Origin of the sequence: Protofrankia sp. CiT1 (assembly GCF_917627335.1) — a bacterium.
In the GTDB taxonomy this organism is placed as follows: Bacteria; Actinomycetota; Actinomycetes; order Frankiales; family Frankiaceae; genus Protofrankia.
Map to the genome: position 1 here is coordinate 16381 of NZ_CAKJTP010000030.1, position 23023 is coordinate 39403.

Genomic DNA, 23023 nt, shown 5'->3' on the forward strand with positions numbered 1-23023 from the left:
TGTCGGTACTGGCGATGCCATCGGTGCTGGCATCGCCGGCGGTCTGGCCCTTTGTCCCGCGCATGGTGGGGAACAGGACGACATCGCGGAGGGTCGGGGCGTCAGTGAGGAGGGCGACGAAACGGTCGATGCCAATGCCGAGTCCTGACATGGGAGGCATACCGTATTCCATTGCCTCGATGAAATCCTCTTCCATCATCATCGTCTCGTCATCGCCCGCCTCACGCAGCGCGGTCTGTTCGTCGAGACGCTGCCGCTGCTCCACCGGATCGATCAGCTCGGAGTAGGCCTTGACGATCTCCCAACCATTGACCACGACCTGGAAGCTGTCGAGCTGGGTTGGGTCGGAGTCGCTACGCCGCGCCAGCGGGACCAGCTCGGCGGGGTGGTGCAGCAGGAAGCACGGCTGGATGAGATCGGGACGAACCGTCTTCTTGTACAGCAGATCGACCAGGCCCGCGTACGACGGCGCCGCACCGACATCCAGACCAAGCCCGACGACCCGCTCACGCAACGCCGGAAGGTCACGCACCACTCTCAGGTCGATCCCGGTCCGGCGGGCCACCTCGGTCCGATAGTCGACCTCGGGCCAGCTGGCACCGAAGTCGAGCTTGGTGCCCCCGTAGGTGATGGTCCGGCTACCGATGACGTCGTCAAGAACAGTAATGATCATCTCTCGGACGAAAGCCATGTTGTCGCGGTAGTCCCAGTACGCCGCGTACCACTCGAGCATGGTGAACTCCTGGAGGTGCGAGGAGTCCATACCCTCGTTGCGGAAGTTACGGCCGATCTCAAAGACGCGGTCGAAGCCGCCGACCACGACGCGCTTGAGGAGCGTCTCGGGGGAAATCCGGAGATAGAAGTCCTCACCGAGGGTGTTGTGCCGGGTCACGAACGGGCGGGCAGCGGCGCCCGACGCCGCCTCCTGCAAGATCGGCGTCTCCACCTCAAGGAAGTCGTTGTCTTCCAGGAAACGACGAATGCTCCGAATGATCCTGATGCGGGTCTCGAACCGCTCCCGTGACTCGGCGTTGACAAGAAGATCCAGGTAGCGACGCCGGTAGCGGGCCTCCACATTGGACATCCCCGCCCACTTGTCCGGAAGCGCCCGCGCCGTGCGATTGAGCACGGTCAGCTCGGATACGGCAACGGTGCGTTCGCCCTTACGGGTGGTGTACATCTGTCCCGCGACACCCGCAAAGTCTCCGATCTTGACGGACCGGGACCACTCCTTGACGGTTTCCTCGCCGAGGTCGTTGCGGGACAGGGAGACCTGGACGCGGCCCGACCTGTCCTGAAGGTGACCGAACACGAGGCCGCCCATGCGCCGCCACAGCATGATACGGCCGGCGAGCCTGACGGCGGTGCCATCAGGCGCCTGCCTGGCGGCGGCAGCCAGCGAGTCCGCGCGGTATCCGGACTGAGGCCCCGTGACGCCGGGCTGCTCGGTTGACATGGTCACACCTTCTCGAGCGGGATGGGTACGAAAACGGACGGTAAGTGCCACGAGAAAAATGCCGGTAGTGGCGCGGCCGTCGGTCTGGCGGGCATCTCCAGCCTACCGGCCGAAGCCACCGGCCCCGACCACCGACCACCAGCCACCAGCCACGTATTACCCAACCGGGTAGCCACAGTTGTCCGGCGCACGGCCTGTCACGGCATCGACGGCAGGCCGTGCGCGCGGCAATCGACGGCAGCTCAGCTGTTGTCCGTGACCGGGAGGTAGATCCGCCCGCCACTGGCGGTGAACTCCTCGGCCTTCTCCCGCATACCCGCCTCGAGCGCCTCGGCGGTCTCCAGCCCGTGGTCGGCGGCGTACTTGCGCACGTCCTGACTGATCCGCATCGAGCAGAAATGAGGGCCACACATAGAACAGAAATGAGCCGATTTGGCCGGCGCCGCGGGCAGCGTCTCGTCATGGAACGCCTGCGCGGTCTCCGGATCGAGCGCGAGATGGAACTGGTCAGCCCAGCGGAAATCGAACCGGGCGTCAGAAAGCGCGTCATCCCATGCCTGAGCTCCCGGATGGCCCTTGGCGAGATCCGCCGCGTGAGCGGCGATCTTATAAGCGATCACGCCGGCCTTGACATCGTCGCGGTCGGGAAGCCCGAGATGTTCCTTGGGCGTGACGTAGCAGAGCATCGCCGTGCCGTACCAGCCGATCATCGCGGCGCCGATCGCGGAGGTGATGTGGTCATAGCCTGGCGCGATGTCCGTAGTCAGCGGACCAAGGGTGTAAAAGGGCGCGTCATGGCACAGTTCGCTCTGCAGCTCCACATTCTCTTTGATCTTGTGCATGGGGACGTGCCCCGGGCCCTCGATCATGACCTGGACGTCGTGCTCCCAGGCCACCGAGGTGAGCTCCCCCAGCGTGGCCAGCTCCGCGAGCTGGGCGGCGTCATTGGCGTCCGCGATCGATCCGGGCCGCAGACCGTCCCCGAGAGAGAATGTGACGTCATAGGCCCGCAGGATCTCGCACAGTTCGGCGAAGTGCGTGTACAGGAAATTCTCCCGGTGGTGAGCCAGACACCAGGCCGCGAGAATCGAACCGCCGCGGGAGACGATCCCGGTCCTGCGCCGCGCGGTCAGCGGAATGTAACGCAACAGCACCCCGGCGTGGACGGTCATGTAGTCCACACCTTGCTCGCACTGTTCGACCACGGTGTCCCGATAGACCTCCCAGGACAGCTCCTCGGCCTTGCCGCCGACTTTTTCCAGCGCCTGATAGATCGGTACGGTCCCGATCGGAACCGGCGAGTTCCGAATGATCCACTCCCGGGTCGTGTGGATGTCACGCCCGGTGGACAGATCCATGACGGTGTCGGCACCCCAGCGGGTCGCCCACACCATCTTGTCGACCTCCTCCTCGATGGACGAGGCCACCGCCGAATTCCCGATGTTTGCATTGATCTTCACCAAGAGTGCCCGGCCGATCGCCATCGGCTCGGACTCCGGATGGTTGATGTTCGCCGGTAGCACCGCCCGTCCAGCCGCGATCTCCGCGCGTACGGTCTCGACTGGCAGGCCCTCGCGCAACGCTACAAACCGCATCTCCCGCGTGATTTCGCCGCGGCGCGCATAGGCCAGCTGAGTGACGGCACGCCCAGGCCGGGCCCGGCGAGATGACCGACCGCCCAGGCCGTCGCCAACGCCAACCGCGGGCCGCGCGCCCTGGCCGATCTCGGTTTCCCGGACGAACGCGCCGTTGCGGACGGTCTCGGTGTCCGCGCGGTCCACGATCCAGGTGTCCCGCAGCGGCGCCAGGCCCCGGCGCACGTCGGTGACCTGACCGGCGTCGGTGTACGGACCGGAAGTGTCATACAGAATGACGCTGTCACCCGTGGACAGAACAACCTCACGCATAGGCACACGCAGGCCGTCCGCGGAACCGACCAGATAGGTCTTGCGGCTGCCCGGCAGCGGACCGGACGTGACCGGCGCGAATTCCCCGGTGGGCACGGTTTTCCCCTTGGGTACGGTTTTTTCAGTGGGCACGGTTTTCCCGGTGGACGCGGCGGCGGATACCTGCGCGGGAGTCAGGGTGGATCGGTCAACGGGTGGCACCACGGCGATGGCTCCCTACGCCGGCATTACCCGGACAGGTTCGGCGGTCGGCGGCACCCGGGTGTGACCCCAGCCGCCCTCTCAGCCTCCTTGTGGCGGAAGCTCCCGCGCTGGCATTGGATGAACTGACGCTTGATCATTAGATGAGCTGACATTGGATGAGCTGACGTTCGATGCGACGCTACGGCAGCCCGGACGCTGCCGCCACCCGATCGGCGAAACAACCGCCGATGACCGCTGAACGTGTCGCAGCGTCACACAATACGGACGTCAGGTGAGATGTATTCCGCGAACGGGTACGCACCTGGGGTCGGCATGCGCATCGCCGTCACGGCGCCAGCCACGTCGGCCGTCCTCTTCCGCCGGGAGCAAATATGATCTTGCTACCATTGCTGCTTCTCTTTCTCGGGATCTTCATCATCGGGCTTGTCCGGGACTGGCGGGATGACACGACACCCGCCGCAGGCGATGTGGGCGCTCCGCGGCCGGACACCCACATAACGACATAAGCGTACAAACGGCACGAAAAAGCAGTACACGCCATGATCACCAGTCGGACGCAATCAACTCCAGGAGGCGGTCCGCGGCGGCCCCGGCCCCACCACCACGGCGGCGGCGGCGGCGGCGACAAAATCCTGACGCAACCGCCCGGCCGCTGTGCGGAAGGAGGGTTCGCCTATCGCCCGCAACCGATGCCCGAACAGTTCGAGAGCTTCCACCGTGACCCGAAGAAACCGTCCACCGGACTCCCGTGTCACCGTTCCCAACGAGACCAGCACGTGCTCACGCCGTGCATCGAGCCATTCCCAGGGAAGGCCGGAGCCCCGACAAAAACGTGGTGCCCGGGGAAAGCGGCCGTCCGCAACAACCGGGGCACGGAACACACCAGGGTCAACTGATCGGAGAATCGCAGGTCACTGATGCGTACATCGTGTTCTGGCACGCCCTGGAGACGCTGGAAATCGGCCAAGATAAGCGACATCTCCCAAAGCTCTCACGATCACCACCCGCCAGTAGGGCAAACGTGCGGATCAGAGATTATATCGCACGTGGTGTCGGGTCGGTTGCTACCGTCCGATCATGACCCGAAAGCTGGTTCTATCAAGCGATAGTTGATCTTCATCAACCCTGCCAGAAGGGCGTTGCGTCACATCCCGTCGTTGACCCGCTCGCTTCGGTGCGCCACCATGGACGATGGGAACGCTTCACTAAATTTCTCGCAATGGAGGCCTCATGCGCGCCCGGTTCCTCGGCAAGGACCCTGACTCCCAGGTAGGCAACTCGCCCACCCTGTTCGCCACCGACCGCACCGACCGGGTGACCTACATCGCGCAGGGGTGGAAGGTTACCGACCCGCAGGCGCTCGCGGACGTGGGCGACGTGCCCGACTACGAGACCCTGATCGAGATTCCGGAAGACGTACTCAAGATGTACGCGCGCCGCTACCTGAACAAGGAGGGAGAGCACTGAGCCTGCTCATCGGAGACGAGTTCGGCCAGCTCTTCCACTCCTTCCAGTACACCGCGTTCAGGTTGGAAACCCGCGACACCTACGACGCCGACTACGAGAACGAATCGCTACGCAGGTTCCTCGCAGACGAAGATGACGAGCTGCCGTGGATGCAAGATTGGCTGAAGATGATCCGCGATGCCACCACGGAGGGCAAGCGGTTCACCCGCGTGCGGGTGGTGAGTGTGCCCCTCACTGATTACAGCAGGTTCGGTGTCTGGTGTGCGCAGTTCACCAACGGCGCGGGCGAAGACATCCGCTACCTGCCGAGAGGCAAGGCCGAAGCCGCTGAACTGCCCAGCCACGATTATTGGCTGTTCGACTCACGCAAGCTGGTACGGATGCGCTTCGACGACAACGACGCCTTCTTGGGCGGCGAGGTCATCGAAGACCCCACCGAGATCGTGAAGCACAACTACTGGCATGATGCGGCCTGGCATCACGCCGTACGACGGGATGACTTTGCCACCGAACAACATCTCGGGCAGCTCTAACGTCCACGAGGCCCGTAACGCCCTCGGCAAACGACTCCGCGAGTTGCGCTCGTCCGCTGCTCTCAGCGGCCGGCAGCTCGCGGAGTCGTTGTCGTGGCCGCCTTCCAAGGTGAGCAAACTGGAGAACGGCCGACAGACACCCAGCGACGATGACGTACGCGATTGGACGCGGGCAACCAACGCTGAGGACGAGACAGAAGCGCTCCTCGCTTCGCTGCACACCCTTGAGGTGCAGCACGCCGAGTGGCAGCGCATCCTGCGTACCGGCCTGAAGCCGCACCAACAAGACCTGACCGAGTGGGATCAGAAGACGCGCCTCTTTCGCGCGTTCGAGGCAACGGTGATTCCGGGCCTTCTCCAGACCGCCGAGTACGCGAGGGCTCGCTTCGCTGAGGGCATCCGCCGCTTGAAGCTGCCCAACGACATTAACGAGGCGGTAGCGGCCCGCATGCAGCGCCAGGAGATCCTGTACCGGCCGGACAAGCGATTTCACTTCATCCTGACCGAGGCAGCGCTTAGGTTCCGGCTGTGCCCCACAGAGGTCATGCTCGGCCAGCTCGACCGCTTGGTCTCCCTCTCTCAACTGACCAACGTGCGGCTCGGGATCATCGCCTTTGAGACGCAGTACGCCACCTCGCCGTGGCACGGCTTCTGGATGTACGACAACGAACGAGTGTTGGTCGAAACCTTCAGCGCCGCGCTCGACCTGCGACAACCACAAGAGATCGAGCTGTACGGCAACGCCTTCGAGCAGCTTGCCGCCGTCGCCAGCTACGGTCGAAGCGCTCGGGTGATCATCAGCCGTGTGATTGATGACCTTGCTCCTGAGCCCCAGGAGGATAGCGAGTAGTTTCGCAGCCACCCGGTCGATTGTAATATTTCGAGAAATAACAAGAAACTTTCTATTCACCACCTTCTTTCGTCCCTACTCTCCCGTGAGGGACGCCGGACCGCGTCCGTCCTCAAGGGATTCGGGAGTTGGCCAGGTGATGACCCGTGTTGCCCTGCTGAGCAGGGATCAGATCGACAAGCTTCCGGAGCGCGCCCGTGAAGTCGTGGAGTACCGCAAGAGCGGCCTCAGTCTGAACCACATCCAGGACTGCCCGCTGGGCTGCGCGTACTGCATCCGGCACACCTACGGCCTATGGGATCAGCGCGTACCGCGGGCGCTCATGAGCGACGCCCAGGCCGTGGAAGAGCTGGTCACTCACCGGTACTTCCAGCCGCACGTGACCCCGGTGCAGGTGTTCAACCGGGCTTCGATGTGTTGCGGCTGGACGTGAACCGTCAGCCTCCCGAGCAGTCCGCAGCGCTCATCCGTGACCGGCTGCTGGCCTTCTTCGCTCCGGCTGCGGGGTGAGCGGCGGGCATGGTCGAGACGATCACGGACGCCGACATCGGTAGCGGAGTCGAAGTGCTGCACCGGCTCGCCACCGTTGTGCTGAACGAGCACGCTAACGACCACGGCCTGTGCGTGGTGTGTGGCTGTGCTTTCCCGTGTGAGCGAGCGGTTCTCGCAGAGCACAACCCTGCGCTCACGCGCTCCTGACCGGCTGGGCTGGCGAGCGGTGACGATGCCTGCCCGCCAAGCCCAGCCACCACGCTTCCATAACGCGGGAGTTCAGCAATGAAACCCTTGATATACGGCTACATGTGCGCACCCGATGACGTGCCGGACGACGAGCTTGACCGCGTTGTTTCGGAGATGCGCCGCTTTGCGGTGGCGGAGGGTTACTGCTACGCCACGACGTTCTTCGAGTACCAGAACGGCTCGCGCGCGGCGTTCGACGAGCTGATCACTGAACTCCAGCGGGCCGAGGCGCGGCACGTGGTCGTGCCGTCCTCCGGGCATCTGTCAAGCCACCGAATCTTGCGAGGCCACCTGCTTAAGCGGTTGGCGGACGACGCCAGCGCCCGCGTGTTCACACCGGACGGCTCGTGATGGATCGGCGCGACCTGATCATGCCCACGTACCGTCGTGGTCGGGCGCATTTCCCGGTCAGCGACCGACATCCGCGATACCGGGACCGGGAAATCCACCGTCGAGTGCCTCGGGTGTTCCGCACATGTACACGACCTGCGCCACGTCCACATCGGCGGCCAGTTCACGCAGTACCGCGACGACTCCGGCATCCGGATCGATCAGGCCGACGCCCCGGCGGGCATACTGACGTCCCAGTTCGGCGGACACCATTCCCCCACCGAAATCAGCTCCGCCGGATTCGCTGCCGGACGAGCCCCACGGACCCCAGTCAAGTGAGACGACACGGCCGTGAAAACGTCTCGCCCAGGCATGGGCACAGGTGTCAAGAGCATCATTGGCCGCGGCGTAGTCGGCCTGGCCGGGGTTACCGAACACGCCGGACACGCTGCCGAACAACACCAAAAAATCAAGATCATGACGCAGTGCGTCGACAAGCGTCCGAGCGCTCTCAACCTTTGTCGTGAAAATGCGGTCGGACAGCTCCGGCGTCTTGTTCCGGACCAGTTTGTCCGCGACAGTCCCGGCGCCATGCACAACCCCGTCGATCCTGCCGCGATCGGCGTAAACCGCCGCCACTACCTGGCGCAGCGCCTCGGTGTCCCGGACGTCCACGGCGTGGTATCGAACATAGGACGCGGTCCGCGTGAGAGCCGCGACAGTGGCCCGCACCTCCCGCTCCGCCAACAACCGGGCGACCGTGGCCTCGATCTCGGCCGGTCGGCACAGGCCCGCGTCGATCAGGGTTCGGCGCAGCCGCGGTGCGTCCGGCGCGGCGGCTGTCGCCGGGTCCTCCGGTACGGCCGGCAGGACAGTTCGGCCGATCAGTTCGATCCCGCAGCCGGTGGCACGGGCGAGCGCCAGCGCCACCCTGGCGGTAATACCGCGGGCGCCGCCGGTCAGCAGCACGACCGAGTCCCGGCCGAGCGCGGGTACGCTCACGCCGGTCGAGGAGAGCTGCGCGGGCACCACCCGCGGGGCCGAGCGGATCCCGTGACGGTAGCCGACCACGACCGGGGCATCCGGTGTGAGGATCTCGGCGAGCAGGTATTCGGCGAGCTGGACGGGAGCCTCCTTGGGGTCGAGGTCCACCGCCCGGACGAGCGTCCGCGGCGCCTCCCGCGCGACTGTGCGGGCCAGCCCGGCTATCCCGACGCTCGGACCAGGTTCATCGGTCGCGGACCGGCCGAAGCTGCCGCCGCTGCCGGTCGCGATGACAAGGCGGCGGGTACCGCCCGCGACCGCGGCTTTGATCGGGCCGAACGCGGCGGGCAGGGCCGGGGGGGCGTCCCGGTCCACCGGTGACACCCACAGGACGCCGTCCGCTCCGACACCGCTCGCGAGCTGATCAGCAAGCGACCCATCAGCGGCGGAGAACATCCGCACGGTCGCGCCGTGCCGCTCCAGCATGGTTGTCAGAGCCAGCCCGATGCCCAGGCCGCCCTCGACGACGGCGAAGCGGGCGCCCGACAACGCCCCCGCCCCATGGCCGGTCCCGACCGCGGCAAGAGCTTCCGCGAGCGACGGCAGCGGCAGCGGCAGCGGAACCACGTCGACGACGAACCGCCGCAGCGATGCGGCGCCTGGCCGCTCACGTTCAGCATTCGCCAGCAGCCTGCTCGGGTCGATGTAGACGGTATCGACATCAACGCTGGAACCGGTGTTCGCCGTCGGCGGCACCTCTGTGTCAGCGGGCCCGACGGCTGTGTCAGCGGGCCCGACGGCCGGATTCGCCGCGCCAGCGTCGAGACCCGGCCGGGTGACGATCCAGTCAACGATCCCGCGGATGGTCCTGGCCCGCGCCAGCTCCTCCGGCACCGTGTCGCCGGTGGTGGCGGTGGCGCCTCCCAGCAGGCCGGCACGCGCGGTCAGCGTCCCCAGGATCTCCGCCCTTCTGATCGAATCGATACCCAGATCAGACTCAAGATCCAAATTGGGCTCCAGGATGTCCGCCGGATAGCCCGTGGCCGCGCGGATCACCTCCAGCACGAGCGCCAGGACCGCGGGCGGATCCAGCGCCGGCGTTGCCGGCAACGCCGACGGCCGCGCAGGCGCCCCCGTGCCCGCGCCTGCGCCACGGGGGCCGGACGGCCCTGGCTGGGCGGGTAGCAACGCCGGACGCCCCTGCGGGGCAACAGCGGGAGCGGCTGGTTCCCGGGCCGGCTCCACCGCATTGCGCTCTCCCGCCACGGCCGCCGTACCGAGATAGCCGAGCATGACGTCACGGTGGGCGGCGACCAGATCCCGGGTGGCGCGCAGGAACTCGATCATGGTTGCGTTCGTGGCGGCTTCCCGCGGCGCGATGTTTCCTTCCAGGTTTCCTTCCAGCGCCGCTGCCGCTGGTGTCACCACTGCCGCGGCGGGCGCTGGTGCCGCTGGTACCTCTGGCGGTACCGCCGCGGGCGATGCCATCGCCGGCACCGCCAGGGGTGGGGACAGCGGCCGGGCGGCTGGGAGCGCCGACAGGGTGGGCTCGCCGCCCGCCAGCCGTGGCGGTTCGCCGGCGGGGCGCAGCCCGCCCGGCAGACAGCGGCCGTCGGACGTCCGCACCAGGTGGCCGTCGACCAGCCAACCGGGCCGGCGTGGGCAGTTCGTGGCCGAGACCGTACGCACGTCCCGCCCGGCGAACAGCGGCGCCGTATCCATTGTGACACCCGCCGCGGCAAGCTCGGCGAGCGCGAGCAGAAACCGGCGCAGCCCGTGTTCACCGGGAACGTCCGTAGCGACGGCGGTGTGCGGCCGACCGGCGAGGATCTGACCGGTCAGCCCCGTGAGCACCTGCCCCGGCCCGGCCTCCACGAAGATCCGTACGCCGGCCGCGTACATCGCCTCGATCTGATCGACGAATCGGACGGGGCCCGCAACCTGCTCCGCAAGCGTCCGCCGGACCGCATCGGCGCCCCGCTCATACGGCTGCGCCGTGGTGTTTGACCAGACCGGGACCGTCGACTCACCAACCGCGACCTTGTCCAGCTCGGCGCCGAACGCGCTGACCGCGCCCGCGACCATCGGGCTGTGGAACGCGCACGCCGCCGGGATCCGCCGGGCTGTCAGCCCAGCCGCCAGCAGGCGGCGTACCGCGACATCGACCGCGTCCGCCGGACCGGAGATCACGGTCTGTTCCGGCGCGTTGCGATTGGCGATCACGACATCGGCCAGCTCCGCCCCACCGGCGGCCAGCACCTCCTGAACAGGCCCGGCGGCGGCAGCCACCGCGGCCATCGTCCCCAAATCGTCGGTCCGCGCGAAACCGCTGGCGGCATCCAGGATGGCAGCCGCCCGCGCCGCGCTGAGCAATAGAAGATCATCAATGTCGATGATGCCGGCCGCGCACAGGGCGACCAGCTCGCCGTAGCTGTGGCCGCCGAGGTGATCGGGATGGACCCCGAGCCCGGTGAGAATCTCGTTCATGGCAAGTCCCGCCATCCCGAGGACCGGTTGTGCCGTACGTGTATCGGTGATCGCCTCCTGCTGGGCAGCCGCGTCCGCACGGGTGAAGGCGGCCGGCGGGAACATCGCCTTCACCCACTTCTCACCACGTTCGAGCAGGTGCCGCAGACGCGGGAAGGCCACGAACACATCCGCCAGCATTCCGGGCCGCTGGCTGCCCTGACCGGGGAAGAGAAAGGCGACCTGCCCGCTTCGATCCGGGCCGCCGGCCGGCCCGGAGCCAGTCGGATCAGCCGTCCCGGCATTGGCATTGGCATCGGGCGCGGGCGCGGGCGCGGGCGCGGGCGCAACGAAGATCCCCGCTTTCGGGTCATGCTTGAAGGCCCGCGCACGCCGCACCAGGTCGGGCAGGTCATCGAGGGTGGCCGCGACGAACGCCACCTGAACTGTCCCACCACGCCTGCGCGCGACCGCCGCGGCCAGGTCACGCAGTTTCCAGGGCTGCCCGGCGCCATCGTTGATCATAATGAGTTCGGCGAGCTTGTCCAGGGTGCGGCCCGCCGCGATCCGGTCGGTACCGCGCACGACAAAAAGCTCCGCCGGCCATGGGTGCACACCGTGCGCGGGCTCGGGCCCACCATCGTAGGCCGACAGCACCGCATGGAAGTTCGTCCCGCCGAAACCGAACGCGGACACACCGGCATGCCGGCGCGACGCGGGCGCTGCCCACGGACGAGCCCCCGTGTCAAAGAAGAACGGGCTGCTCGCCGCGTCCCAGGAGGAATTCGGCTGGCTGAGGTTCACCGCCGGCGGACGCACACCGGTCTCCAGCGCCTTCACCGTCTTGATCAGACCGGCCAGGCCGGCGGCACACTTGGTGTGCCCGATCTGGGACTTCACCGAACCCAGGGCACAGCTTGCCGGCGCGGCGCCATGGGCGGTGAACACCTCGGCCAGGCTGGCGAGCTCCGTTCGGTCACCGACGACGCTGCCGGTCGCGTGCGCCTCGACCAGACCGACGTCAGCCGGGGAGATCCCGGCTCGGGCGTAGGCCCGTTGCATCGCCAGCACCTGGCCGGCCTTGCGCGCAGCGGTCATGCTCAGCGCCCGCCCGTCGCTCGATCCGGCCACCGCCTTGATCACAGCATGGATGCGGTCGCCGGCGCGTTCGGCGTCGGCGAGCCGTTTGAGCACGACGACAGCCACCCCCTCCCCCAGGCTGATGCCGTCGGCGGATGCGTCGAAACTGCGGGACCGGCCGGTCGGGGACAGCGCCTGGACGGAGGAGAACAGCAGGAAGTCGTGGATGCTGTTATGGGTGTCCACACCGCCGCAGAGCACGAGGTCGGAGGTGCCGGCCACCAGCTCTTTGCACGCGGCGTCGAGCGCGGCCAGCGAGGATGCGCAGGCCGCGTCCACCGTGTAGTTCACCCCGCCAAGATCAAGATGGTTGGCGATCCGGCCGGCGATGACGTTGGCGAGCAGGCCGGGGAAGGAGTTCTCGTCCAGGGTGGGCAGGTGTTCGTCGAGCGCGGGCGGGACCGGGCCGACAAAGGCCGGGTAGGCGGACCGGAAGCCGTACGCGGAGGCGAGGTCAGCGCCGGGCTCGGCGCCGAACACGACCGATGTGCGCGACCGGTCAAACGGACGGTCGCCGTACCCGGCGTCGCGCAGCGCGCGGGCAGTCACCGCGAGGGCCAGCAGCTGCCCGGGGTCGATGCTGCTCAACGCCTTCGGCGGAATACCGAAACCCAGCGCGTCGAACGGCACCGGGGACAGAAACCCACCCCACTTGGACGCCACCCGCCGTCCCGTGTCGCGCGGGCCCGCGTCCGGGTCGTAGTAGAGGTTCGGGTCCCAGCGGCTGCTGGGCACCTCGGTGACCGCGTCCAGGCCGCCGACGATGTTGGCCCAGTACTCGTCCACGTCGGCGGCACCAGGGAACACGCAGGCCATGCCGATGACGGCCACATCCAGCGGGCGGGCGGCCTCGCGGACCTGATACCGCCCGCCGGCCACGCCATGCGGCCGGCCGCCGCCGGGATGCGTATCGATGCCAAGCTCGGCGGCCCTGGCTGCCAGCGCATGGGTCGCGCCCTCGGTGACCTGGGCATGCAGGACGTCCACCGTGGTTCTCGCCGACCGCAGCGCCGCCACCTGGCCGATCATGAACATGCCCTCATGACGCTGGGCCTCGGCGTCGACGGCGACCAGCCGGTCACGTACCCGACGCGTCCCCTTGCTTGCAATCCGCAACCGACCGAGGTTGAAACGCTCCAGTTCCTCCCATACCTGTGTGCGGGTGAGTCCCCGCTGGAGCAGTTCGGCCTTGCGTTCGGCAAAGGCATGCACAAAATCCGATGGCGCGCACCGGGCCACGTGCACCGGCGAGGTCGCCAGCAGCACGGTCCGCTCGCAGTCCACCGCGGCCTGCTGGAACCCGGGCAGAATCGCCCCTGAGTCAACCGCCTCGGCGGTGAACAGATACGCGGTGCCCATCAGCACCCCGACCCGGGCACCGTGCCCGGCCAGCGGGGCCGTGGCCGCCGCGACCATGGCGGCGGACCGCTCGTCGTGCACACCGCCAGCGAACAGCACGTGCACACCCTCGAAGAACTCCGTACCGGCCTGCTGCCCGGCTTCGTTGGCCACCCGCTCGCCGTGGGCCAGCAGCCCGGCGATCTGGGCTTCCCACAGCGGGAAGCTCGCGCGCGGGCCCACGTGGCCGCCGCACTCGTGTCCCTCAAAGACGAACTTCCGGGCACCGCTGGCGAGGAACCGGGCGAGCAACGCCGGTGAGGGCACCTGCAGGAAGGTGTCGATACCGGCCGCTTCCAACGGTGCCGACTGGGCAGGCCGCCCACCCGCGATCAACGCGCACGGTGGACGGGCCGCGCTGACGGCCGCCAGCTGGGCAGCGCGGATCTCCGGCGGGGCGGACCCGAGGATTCCGACGCCCCAGGGCGCGCCATCGAGCAGCGCGGCTGTCTCCGCCAGCAAAGCGGTGACCTCGGGCCCGCTCAGCAGGGCGAGGGCGAGGAACGGCAGGCCGCCGGCATCGGCAACAGCCTTGGCGAACTCGGCCCGGTCGCTGACCCGCGTCATCGGTCCCTGCGCGACCGGGAGACGCACACCCCGGTCGGCGGCGAAGGGCGCGCCAGGAGCCAACGGGGTGAGCCGGGCGGCAGCTCCGAGATGCTCCCGGACCGCGTCCCGGACCGCCGCGACGACCCCGCCCGCGGTCACGTGCCGGTCAGCGAGCGGCGCCGCGAAGGCTCCGTCCTGGCCGATCGGCAGGAGCTGCGTGCGCAGGTCACGGGCGCCCAACAGGCCGGCGACACCGGCCTCGTCCAGATCATGACCAGTGAGCCGGGCGGCCGGCAGGTCAGGGCGGACATACACGCGATGCCCGGCGATGACCGTGGTCTCGCTGCCGTCCATAGCTCGGATGGCGGCGGCCACATCGGTCCGCGGTTCCATCTCCCGGACCAGAGCGAGCTGGACGTCAAGCACGACCCCGAACGCCCCACCGGCAACCGCGGCGGCGGCGGTGTGCGGGCCGATTCCCCCCGCGGCCCACACCGGCCGGTCCAGCTCGGCATGGAGCAGATGCTGGAGCAGCGTGAAGGTGGTGAGGTCGCCGACCCGGCCACCTGACTCACAGCCCCGGGCAATCAGACCGTCAGCGCCCTCCTCGATCGCCGCCCGCGCCTCGGCGACCGAGGTGACCTCGACCAGGACGCGACGGTGGCCGTTGGCCGCGGCGGTCATGACATCCCACCTCGCCGCCTCCCGCCCTGTCTCGGCCGGGCCAGCGCCCGGGACACGGCCGGACGGAAGGACGACGGTGTCCACCACCGGCGGCAGCTCCCCCGGCACGGTCGCGCAGCCGGCGGGAACACGTACGCCGAAGGGACCGCGGGCCCAGCGCGCCGTGTTGACGAGCGCGGTGCGCGCGGTGGCCGCGTCACGCCCGAGATCGAGGACGCCGAGAGCGCCGGCCCGGGTCACGGCGGCGGCCAGCCTCGCGTCCGGCTCGGTGAACGGAGTGATGCCAATGACAAGATCTCGTTCCCGGATCCAGGGGCTTGGAGACGTGCCGGAACTCATTGGATGATCCCTCCTGACCCTGTGCCAGCCCATCAGCGCGGCGCCGCGGGCGGAACACCGACAGCTGCGTGCGGGTGGCCACAGCGCGTTCGCGTCATGACCGGCCGCACGGGTTGGGCCGGGTGGTATGTCGCTGTCGAGACGGCGGCGGGTCGATACCGCGGTTGGCTGACGAACACGATGAATCCCGCGGACCGGGCCCGGATGGTGATCCCACAAACGGACAGAAGCGATGCCAGCGCAACCCGCCACACGAACAGGACCACCGCGGGCATGACCGTGACCGGTTCGGTCGTAACGGGACGAGCCTGCTGACGTTATAGCGACCATGGCACACTATGAAAAACAACAAACAAGCACATAGTTCACAACTAATGCCGCATGGCACGACGCCAAGCAAGTGGCAGGCAAGCAGCGGTCAAGCGGCAGCCACGAGCACGACGACAGGCGGGGGCGCGGCGACAGGCGGGGGCGCGGCGACAGCCACGTTCGGGGGCGCCAGGCGGCGGTGGGCCTCAGCGGCATGCGCCCACCGCCGACCGGCAGCGACCGGAATCCGTTTAGGCACGATCAGTCATTATGCCCGCCGGCCGCGGCGTCCTTCACAAGCCGCCGCTTGCCAGAGCCTCGCCTCAGTGGTCGGCGCTGGAAGTCCTTCGGGGGTTGTCGGATGCCAGGTGGATGCGTCGCGAGGCGGAGGAGGCCCCGGTAGCGGTGTTCTACCGGGGCCGACGACAACGAGGCGAGGCGCAGCCTGGCGCCGGCAGGCCCTGGATGAACTTCCGGCGCCGACCACTTAGCCCATGGGCCGCAGATCGCGGCTCTCGACGATCGTTCCGTCCGACACGACCAGCCGTTCGAACGAGCCCTCGGCCTCAGCGATCCAGAACGCGCCACCGAGCGTCATGGGCTCAAGATTGCGCCGCACGGTCGCCCGGAAACGGCGACGGTGGACGAGCACAACCCGCAGGGGCCCACGCCCACCCAGCAGCGAGCCCCAGGCGACGGTGAAGGGCACCGGTGGCCGGCGCCCCTCGACCGGGGTGGCGCCCTGGCGCCAGCCAAGAATCGGTGTCTGGTCCAACGGATGATCGAGAATGTCCGCGGACACGCCCGCGGACCTCAACCGCCAGTGCAGGAGTCCGACCGGCGAACCCACCAGCTCGACTTCGACGCCGGAAAGCGGCAGCTCCATCCGGTCGAGCACCTGGTCCATCGTGCCACCTCCGCGCCGCGTCCGCGGAGCCGGACGCAACCGCCGGCCCCTCACCTGTCGCGGACGACGTGCCCTCCATGATCGGGTACCGTCGCGCCGCGTCTCGGGGACTACAGTCCGCCTGCGTTCAGGCGTGTCGCATCCTCTGCTCTGGGTGAAAATTCAGCGACGGAGATTCCGAAAACAGCTTCCTGTGCGCCACGCGCGGCTACCGGACATCACAAGACTGCCGAACATCACAACAGGTGGAGTGCTCGGGCACGCTGCACGGCATCCCGCCTACGCGCCACATCGAGCTTCCGGTAGATGCTCTTCAAGTGCGTCTTGATGGTGTTCGTCGACACGAACATCTCCTTGGCGATCTCCGCCGTTGTGAGCATCGTCGGCAGATACGTCAGGACGGCCTGCTCACGACCGCTCAACGGCTCCACCGGCGGCGCCGCTGAGTCCGCCGGCACCGGCACCGCCGGCCCGGTCACGAGCGGCCTCGCCGGGGACAGCCGCGAAGCCGTCACACCACTGGTGCCGGCACCGTCACCGTCGGCAGTCATGGGTGCGGCGGGCCGAGCGGCGCCGACGGCTGGCTCCGTCCCACGATCCGGGGCTGGCCGCAGCTCAGTCCATGGCCGGGCGGCGGTGGAGCGTTGTGATCCTCCACGCCCGGGCCCGCTGCTGGACCCCGCGGGCCCGGCCTCGCCGCGGGCCAGCAGCTGGTCGACGAGTGCCCGATGAGCGGCCCCTAGCCCTGGATGCGCCCGCAGCATGGCTCTCACTTCCTCGCCCGCGTCCACGAAGGGACGAATGACGCCTTCCTCCTCAGCCAACGCCAGCGCGCGGGCCAGCGACGCGGTCGCACGCGCCACCTCCCCGGTACGGCTGGCCGCCACCGCGTCCAGCACGCAGGCAGCCGTTACGCTGCCGATACCGAAGCCGGTGTCGGCTCGTAGCAAAGGAGCCAGGACCGCCACCGCGGCGGGTGCGTCCGCGCGGGCCAGGTGCACCCGGGCCAGCGCGAGCAGCTCGCTCGGGGCAGGGCGGTGCCCGGTGATCCCACGCCGCAGGACGGCCAGTGCCGCGTCCGGGTTGCCGGCCGCTGCCAGCAACTCGCCATCGGTGGCCAGCCGGGTCCGCGCACAGATATCGGGCAGGCCGACCGGCCGGTGCGCGCCGACCAGCCGCCGGGCCATCCGGACATCACCCGTACGGGCCAGGACAGCCGCGTTGAGCAGGACGAGGAGCTCAGCGGTCACTGGCTGTGGCCACTGCTGGCAGTAGCGCTCCGCCTCACGTATGCGCCGCCCAGCCATAACAAGATCATATTTTTCCAGGAACACGAGCGCCGTCGCGAGATGCGCATCGGCGAGCCCGGTGGCCGCGGCGGGTTGAACGTCGTCGCGGCCCGTGGCCGCCGACCGGCCCCGGTCGGCGGCCACGGCCTTGCCGGCCCAGAACTCGGCCTGGCGCAGCCGCCCGCGCCAGGCATGGGCCAGCGCGAGCCCGCCCAGGCAGGACAGCTCCACATCGTGCGCACCCACCTCACGGGCAAGGCGCAGTGCCGCTCGGAAGGCCTCGGATGCGCCGTCAGGACGACCACGCCACAGCTCGGCGCGGCCGCGGGTGGCAAAAGCGACGGCACGCACGGCGGAAAGGCTGCTCCACACGTCGGGACTATGCGGATTTCCTCCCTCCGGCATGGCGATGCTCTCCGGACGCCGGCTGACGCGCAGCAGCTTGCGGGCGCAGGTGAGCATTGCCTCGGTATCCGCCCGCAGTTCGGTGCAGCGGGCGTCGAGAACGTCGAGAACGGTCGCCAGCAGACGCCTGCGGCCTATCGGCAGGCTGGCCAACCGCGTCCATGCGCTATGCACACAACGCCGCGCGGCCTCGGCGTCACCAGCGCGGACAGCACGTGCCGCGACCACCAGCGCGCACTCGGTCGACTGCTCGGCAGCTCCCACGGGAAACACGTCCACCAAGGGGCCGACCTGCGCCGCACGCGCAAGGCCACCGGAACCTGTGATCACTCCGAGGCCGCCCTCGACGAGCAGGCAGGCGGCATAACGCCAGTCCCCGGCACGGCATGCGTGGCGGACGGCAGCCGCGACGTCACGGCGTTCGGCGAACCACAGCGCGGCACGCAGATGCAGCTCCGGCTCGTCCTCACGCCCCTCTCCCGCGAGATCGGCGTGCATGGTGTCGGCAAGCAGGCGGTGGAAGCGGTACCAGGTGTCCGCCGCGTCCATACCGATCACGAACGAGTTGGTCCGGGCCAGATCCGCCAGCAGCGCCCGCCCGTCCACGACCGAGCCGCCAGGATCGCCACTGCTGGCCCCGGTGCTGGCTCCGCCCGTGGATGTCGACGCGCCGGCCCGCGGGCAGGGCTCGGCCGCGACCGTCTCGAGGAGAGGCCCGGTAAGCCGGTCCAACACGCTCGCGCGCAACAGGACCCGGCGGACCGCCCACGGATGGCGGCCGAGTACCTCCGCGCGCAGGTATTCGCCGACAGCACGCCTGGTGATCTCCTTGTAAGAGCCGTCCCGGCCGTCGACCGCCGGCTCACGGACCGCTGGCTCATGCGCCGCCGCATGGACCGCCGACAGCCGCAGGCCCGCGGCCCAGCCCTCGGTTCGTTCCAACAGCCGGTCCCGGCCCTCCTCCAGAAGATCAACACCATGGGCCTCGAACAGCGCCGCGGTCTCCCGCGCGGTGAACGCGAGATCGGTCGGACCGACCTCCACCAGCCGTCCGTCGAGACGGAGCCGGTGCAGGGCGATGATCGGATAACGCGCGCAAAGCACCAGTCGCAGCGCGGAACCCGCACAGCTGGCGAGCAGCTCAAGCCCGGCAACCGCGACCGGATCCATGATCAGATGAGCGTCATCGACGATCAGCACAGCGGCCGTGGGCAACTCGCCGAGCATGTTGGCCAGCTCCCGCCAACGCCCATCGAAGCCGCCCCCCGATGCCGGCCGTGGAATCATCGACGGTGCCGGGTCGTCACGCATCCGCCCAGCTGGCAGGATGCCGCCGCGCTCAAGCGCAGACAGCAGATGTGCCCAGAACTCAGCGCCCGCGTCGCCATCGACAGACAGCCACGCGACCGGTCCGGGAAATCGGGCGGCCGCGGCCCATGACGCCGCGAGAACCGTCTTGCCGGAACCCGCCGCGCCGCTGATCACGGTGGTGCCCTGGCGGGCCCCCCGATCGACCAGCTCCCACAGCCTGCCCCGGGGGATGTGGGCGGCCGGCAACACCGGCGGGGACGTTCGACAGAGGACGAGTGGCAGCGCTCTTCCACCGGATGCGTCCGGATGGGGGACAACGACGGCGGACGATTCCGTGTCAACCATCTCTCCACCCCTAACCATTCAGTTGCGTTAGGTAGTGGTACCGCGACAAGAAGTTACAAGCAAGGCCGGGCCAACAAGCAAGATCTTTTAATACGACCAGTAAGAGGAGCGTGGATCAGGGTGCGTGCCTCGCGAAGCGGCGCGGGGAGCCACCGGAGGTGGTGGGCGTCCACCGATGAGCCGGGGCACCCGTGCATCGGGCGGCGATGGGTGGGCAGCGATGACGCGAGGTGCGTGCCCCAGCCCCGCGACGCCGCGCCCCCGTTGCCGGTCACCCTTGGTGGTCGCCGCCGGAAGCCGGGGTTCCTGCCGGATTGGCGAAGCCGATCTGGGAGGTCCGTCGGGGTATGCCGGATGCCAGGCGGATGCGTCGCGAGGCGGCGCAGGCCCGACAGCGGTGTCCTACCGGGGCCGGCGACAACGACGCGAAGCGCCGGCTGGCATCCGGCAGGCGCCGGCAGGCCCTGGGCGAACTTCCGGCGGGGCGACCAATTAGGCGGCGCAGTCGGAGCAGACCGTCCGGCGAGCATCAGCGAGCTGGCTGCGATGGTGCACCAGGAAACAACTGGTGCAGGTGAACTCGTCAGCCTGTCTCGGCAGCACCCGCAAAGACAGCTCCTCGTCACGGACCTCGGCGTCGGGGAGATCCAGCTCGGCCTCGAGCGCATCAACGTCATCTCCGAGATCGGCGGCAGCCCCGGCGCGCTGTGCCTTCAGCGTCTCCAGGCTCTGTTCCTGGAGCTCGTCCTCCTCGACATCAGCGCCCCGCCGGGCGTCGAAGTCACGAGCCATGAAGTCTCCTTCCTCACCAGATCGGATCGGCCGCACGCTGAGGCTCCGCGTGCGACCGCTTGTCGGTACCCACTCGAGCCTGCACCCGAACAGGATCGAGTGGTCACAATACGCAACGACCCTGGTGCGAACACAACGGGTGACGTTTGTCCGCATCCATGTGATCCACATATGGCCGGCATGAGACAACGGATCTCTCCCGGCCGACGCGAACAATACGGTCCCGCACGGCGATAGGCCAGGCATCACGTGTACAGCCCGATGTCAGACCCGCCACATGGTTACCCGAAGAGGGAATACCGGACAGGCTACGGATATCGTGCGGCGACCACGGATACGCGACGGCTACAGATAGACGATTACAGCTAACGGCTACAGATAGAGGCCGGTCAGTCCGTCATCCAGCCGCTCGGCGGCCACCGCGTGGACGTCCCGTTCCCTCAGCAGGATGTAGGTCGTGCCGTGCAGCTCGACCTCGGCGCGTTCCTCGGGGTCGTAAAGCACACGGTCACCCATCTGGATGGTACGTACCGCCATGCCCACCCCGACCACATCCGCCCAGGACAACCGCTTGCCCATCTGCGCGGTGGCCGGAATGACGATCCCGGCCTTTGACCGACGGTCGGTCGAGTCCTCACGCGGGGCAACCAAGACGCGATCATGAAGAAGTCTGATCGGCAACGACCCGGCCCGCATGTCCACGCCGGCCATCCCGCCGACGCCGGTGGCACCGTTGACCCCGCCGGAAGCAACACTCACGTGCCGGACACTACCCGCCACGACAACATTGCCCTACAACAGTGGCGCGACGCCGGTCTCCGCCCCAGCTACCCGACACCTGACCGGAGTCGGCAAGAGCACTGATTCCAGCGAGAAGCACACGAAGCTCCCTGGATGAGGAATGCACCCCCAACGGGGTATAAGCTGCCGCCCATCGCCGACCTGACCGTTGTGGTCAGGCCGGCGAGTCGGTGTCGGGACCGGGCGCACCAGCGTTCGCCGGCTCCGGCAGGCAACCGAAGATCGGCACGCAGGCAACCGTGAGATGAGGCGCGACGATGGCTTTGCGAATCAGTGTGGACCTCGATGGGCTACGCTGGGCTGATCTTTTCCGGTTCGTCGACCTGGCCCGCAACGGCGGCATCGGGCCGGAGGACCAGGTAGATGTGATCACTTATGGTAGCGACCCGCTGTCGGTCAGCCTGTCCGCGCGGATCTACCCGTCAGACTCCTTCGGTCCCGGTGACCAGGAGCTCGGCAACGAGGCCGCGGGGCGCTCCAGCGCCCCGGCCGGCACGCCACCCGTGGCCACAGCATCGCCCAACGGATCGTCGTTCGGTTACGACGTGACTCCCGGCGAGCGTGGCGCGGCCGCCAACGGCGCGCACTACCCGGCGTTCGAAGCCCCCGGTGAACGCCCTGGCCCAAGCACACCAAGCCTGCCGTCGTTCGGCGGCTACGACGGGCAGGGCGACCGCGGCGGTCCACCCGCGGCGAGCGGCACCCACTACCCGGCCTTCGACGGGCAGGGCGGCGACCGTATCGGTCCCGGTGGGGCGGGCGGGCAGTTCGCCGGTTTCGAGCCGGTCTTCGACCGGCAGGGCGGCGTCAAGGAGCCTGGCGCAGGTGGTCAGGGCCAGGTCGAGAGCCCTTACATCGAGGAGTTCGCCCGCCTGCAGGAGGGCCTGATGCGCCAGGCTCGCCGCCCGGAGGAGGTCCGTCCCGAACGGGGATGAAAAAATCAGAACGGGAGCGGGAACGCCCGGCCGTACCGCCCCACGCCGAGCCGGGTACCCACGTCCGTTATATCAGCACATTCTATCAACGCACCGCATCGGGACCCACGGTGTCACAACTCATCACATCGACACACACGTCCTGATATGCGATGTGGGTGACACTCCGTTCGTGATTATGTGACAAACTACTACCAGCAGTCCTACAGTTGCCATAGCGACCGGTCGAGGGCCGTACCGGTAACACACCCCACGAAGTGATGGTGCATGCTGCCTGCGATGGAGGATCAGCGGACGGACGAGGTCGGGCGCTACCGCAACCAGTTGCGCTCGGAGCTTCACATGATCTCAAACGGACCCGTTCTCGCGGGTCCACGAATGATCAGACACATCGAATCCCTGCTGACCCTCCTCGATCTCCACCAGCCGAACGAGTTCGACCTGTGCATGAGCTGCGACCGGCTCTGGCCGTGCCCGACGATCATGATCGTCACAGGAGCCCCGGCAACCGATGGCGACGCACCTGTCGCGGAGTCCGACGGCGCCAGCAGCCAGTCCGTACCGGTTCTCCCGCCGTCCCCACCCGTTCCCGCCCCGCACGCGCATCCCAGCGGGCCGCTGCCGACAACGTCACGGCCGGGTGGGCACTCCTCCTCGCCCACAGCCGCGCAGGGTCCCAGCACGGGCGCCTACCCGGTCTCCGCGACCGCGGGCAATCCGACGGGATGGATCCCGTCCTCGGCCGCGTCGCTGTCCACCGGCGCGCATCGCATCCCGGCTCCACCAGCGCCCCAGGCAGGAACGCCCGCACCACCAGCAGCCGAGCGGTTCCCAGCGGCACAGCCACCCCCGCAGCCGCCGCTTCCGCCACAGTCACCAGC

General features: G+C 68.3%; 16 protein-coding genes, 1 pseudogene and 1 riboswitch. Of the genes and pseudogenes, 9 read left to right on the top strand and 8 right to left on the bottom strand.

Features of this window, described 5'->3' with window-relative positions; genetic code table 11:
* Together lysS and thiC are read right to left on the bottom strand one after the other, a co-directional pair.
* Window positions 1-1456, bottom strand: a 1456-nt coding sequence (gene lysS, locus MJ785_RS07730) for a lysine--tRNA ligase (RefSeq protein ID WP_239380266.1), incomplete at its 3' end; no start/stop codon positions are given.
* A gap of 242 nt (window positions 1457-1698) precedes the next feature.
* Complete coding sequence (thiC, locus tag MJ785_RS07735) at window positions 1699-3540, bottom strand: phosphomethylpyrimidine synthase ThiC (protein WP_370651386.1); 1842 nt, start codon at window positions 3538-3540, stop codon at window positions 1699-1701.
* A gap of 19 nt (window positions 3541-3559) precedes the next feature.
* Window positions 3560-3683, bottom strand: a riboswitch (TPP riboswitch).
* Window positions 3684-3938: 255 nt separating this feature from the next.
* Between thiC and MJ785_RS21925 the strand changes: the two genes are divergently transcribed.
* Complete coding sequence (locus MJ785_RS21925) at window positions 3939-4073, top strand: hypothetical protein (protein WP_255720251.1); 135 nt, start codon at window positions 3939-3941, stop codon at window positions 4071-4073.
* Window positions 4074-4127: 54 nt separating this feature from the next.
* On the opposite strand, the gene MJ785_RS22200 is transcribed toward MJ785_RS21925, so the two are convergent.
* Window positions 4128-4322, bottom strand: coding sequence for a hypothetical protein (locus tag MJ785_RS22200; RefSeq protein ID WP_370652896.1), 195 nt, complete (start codon window positions 4320-4322; stop codon window positions 4128-4130).
* 475 nt (window positions 4323-4797) lie between these two features.
* On the opposite strand from MJ785_RS22200, the gene MJ785_RS07745 reads away from it, so the two are divergent.
* From MJ785_RS07745 to MJ785_RS07770, 6 genes are all read left to right on the top strand, one after another.
* Window positions 4798-5034 (top strand): hypothetical protein, encoded by a 237-nt coding sequence (locus MJ785_RS07745; protein ID WP_239307899.1) that lies wholly within the window; start codon window positions 4798-4800, stop codon window positions 5032-5034.
* Window positions 5035-5096: 62 nt separating this feature from the next.
* The gene (locus MJ785_RS07750; protein WP_239307898.1) at window positions 5097-5567 is read left to right on the top strand and encodes a DUF6879 family protein; all 471 of its coding nucleotides are present in this window, start codon (window positions 5097-5099) and stop codon (window positions 5565-5567) included.
* On the top strand, window positions 5530-6417 hold the full coding sequence (locus MJ785_RS07755) for a helix-turn-helix transcriptional regulator (protein WP_239373294.1): 888 nt from the start codon (window positions 5530-5532) through the stop codon (window positions 6415-6417). Before MJ785_RS07750 ends, MJ785_RS07755 begins: the two co-directional genes overlap by 38 nt.
* 139 nt (window positions 6418-6556) lie before the next feature.
* Entirely contained in the window at window positions 6557-6850 is a 294-nt protein-coding gene (locus tag MJ785_RS07760) for a hypothetical protein (protein WP_239346049.1), read from the top strand.
* Window positions 6851-6936: 86 nt separating this feature from the next.
* Window positions 6937-7116 carry a hypothetical protein gene (locus tag MJ785_RS07765; RefSeq protein WP_239307896.1) on the top strand — a complete coding sequence of 60 codons (180 nt, stop codon included), beginning with the start codon at window positions 6937-6939 and terminating at the stop codon, window positions 7114-7116.
* 78 nt (window positions 7117-7194) lie between these two features.
* Window positions 7195-7509, top strand: coding sequence for a hypothetical protein (locus MJ785_RS07770; RefSeq protein WP_239307895.1), 315 nt, complete (start codon window positions 7195-7197; stop codon window positions 7507-7509).
* Between the two features lie 57 nt (window positions 7510-7566).
* On the opposite strand, the gene MJ785_RS07775 is transcribed toward MJ785_RS07770, so the two are convergent.
* The 5 genes from MJ785_RS07775 to MJ785_RS07795 all read right to left on the bottom strand — a co-directional run bounded on the left by MJ785_RS07775 (window position 7567) and on the right by MJ785_RS07795 (window position 21165).
* Window positions 7567-15048, bottom strand: a complete 7482-nt coding sequence (locus MJ785_RS07775; RefSeq protein ID WP_239380268.1) for a type I polyketide synthase — start codon at window positions 15046-15048, stop codon at window positions 7567-7569.
* Window positions 15049-15844: 796 nt separating this feature from the next.
* Entirely contained in the window at window positions 15845-16264 is a 420-nt protein-coding gene (locus MJ785_RS07780) for a hypothetical protein (RefSeq protein WP_239307893.1), read from the bottom strand.
* Between the two features lie 236 nt (window positions 16265-16500).
* On the bottom strand, window positions 16501-19614 hold the full coding sequence (locus MJ785_RS07785) for a LuxR C-terminal-related transcriptional regulator (protein ID WP_239380269.1): 3114 nt from the start codon (window positions 19612-19614) through the stop codon (window positions 16501-16503).
* Between the two features lie 492 nt (window positions 19615-20106).
* Window positions 20107-20406, bottom strand: a complete 300-nt coding sequence (locus MJ785_RS07790) for a DUF4193 family protein (RefSeq protein WP_239307891.1) — start codon at window positions 20404-20406, stop codon at window positions 20107-20109.
* 372 nt (window positions 20407-20778) lie between these two features.
* A complete protein-coding gene (locus tag MJ785_RS07795; protein WP_239307890.1) occupies window positions 20779-21165 on the bottom strand; it encodes a co-chaperone GroES in 387 nt (128 codons plus the stop codon).
* 299 nt (window positions 21166-21464) lie between these two features.
* Between MJ785_RS07795 and MJ785_RS07800 the strand changes: the two genes are divergently transcribed.
* Both MJ785_RS07800 and MJ785_RS07805 read left to right on the top strand, forming a co-directional pair.
* A complete protein-coding gene (locus tag MJ785_RS07800) occupies window positions 21465-22142 on the top strand; it encodes a hypothetical protein (protein ID WP_239307889.1) in 678 nt (225 codons plus the stop codon).
* A 267-nt stretch (window positions 22143-22409) separates the two neighbouring features.
* A pseudogene (locus MJ785_RS07805) lies at window positions 22410-23023 on the top strand (hypothetical protein); the annotation flags it as partial.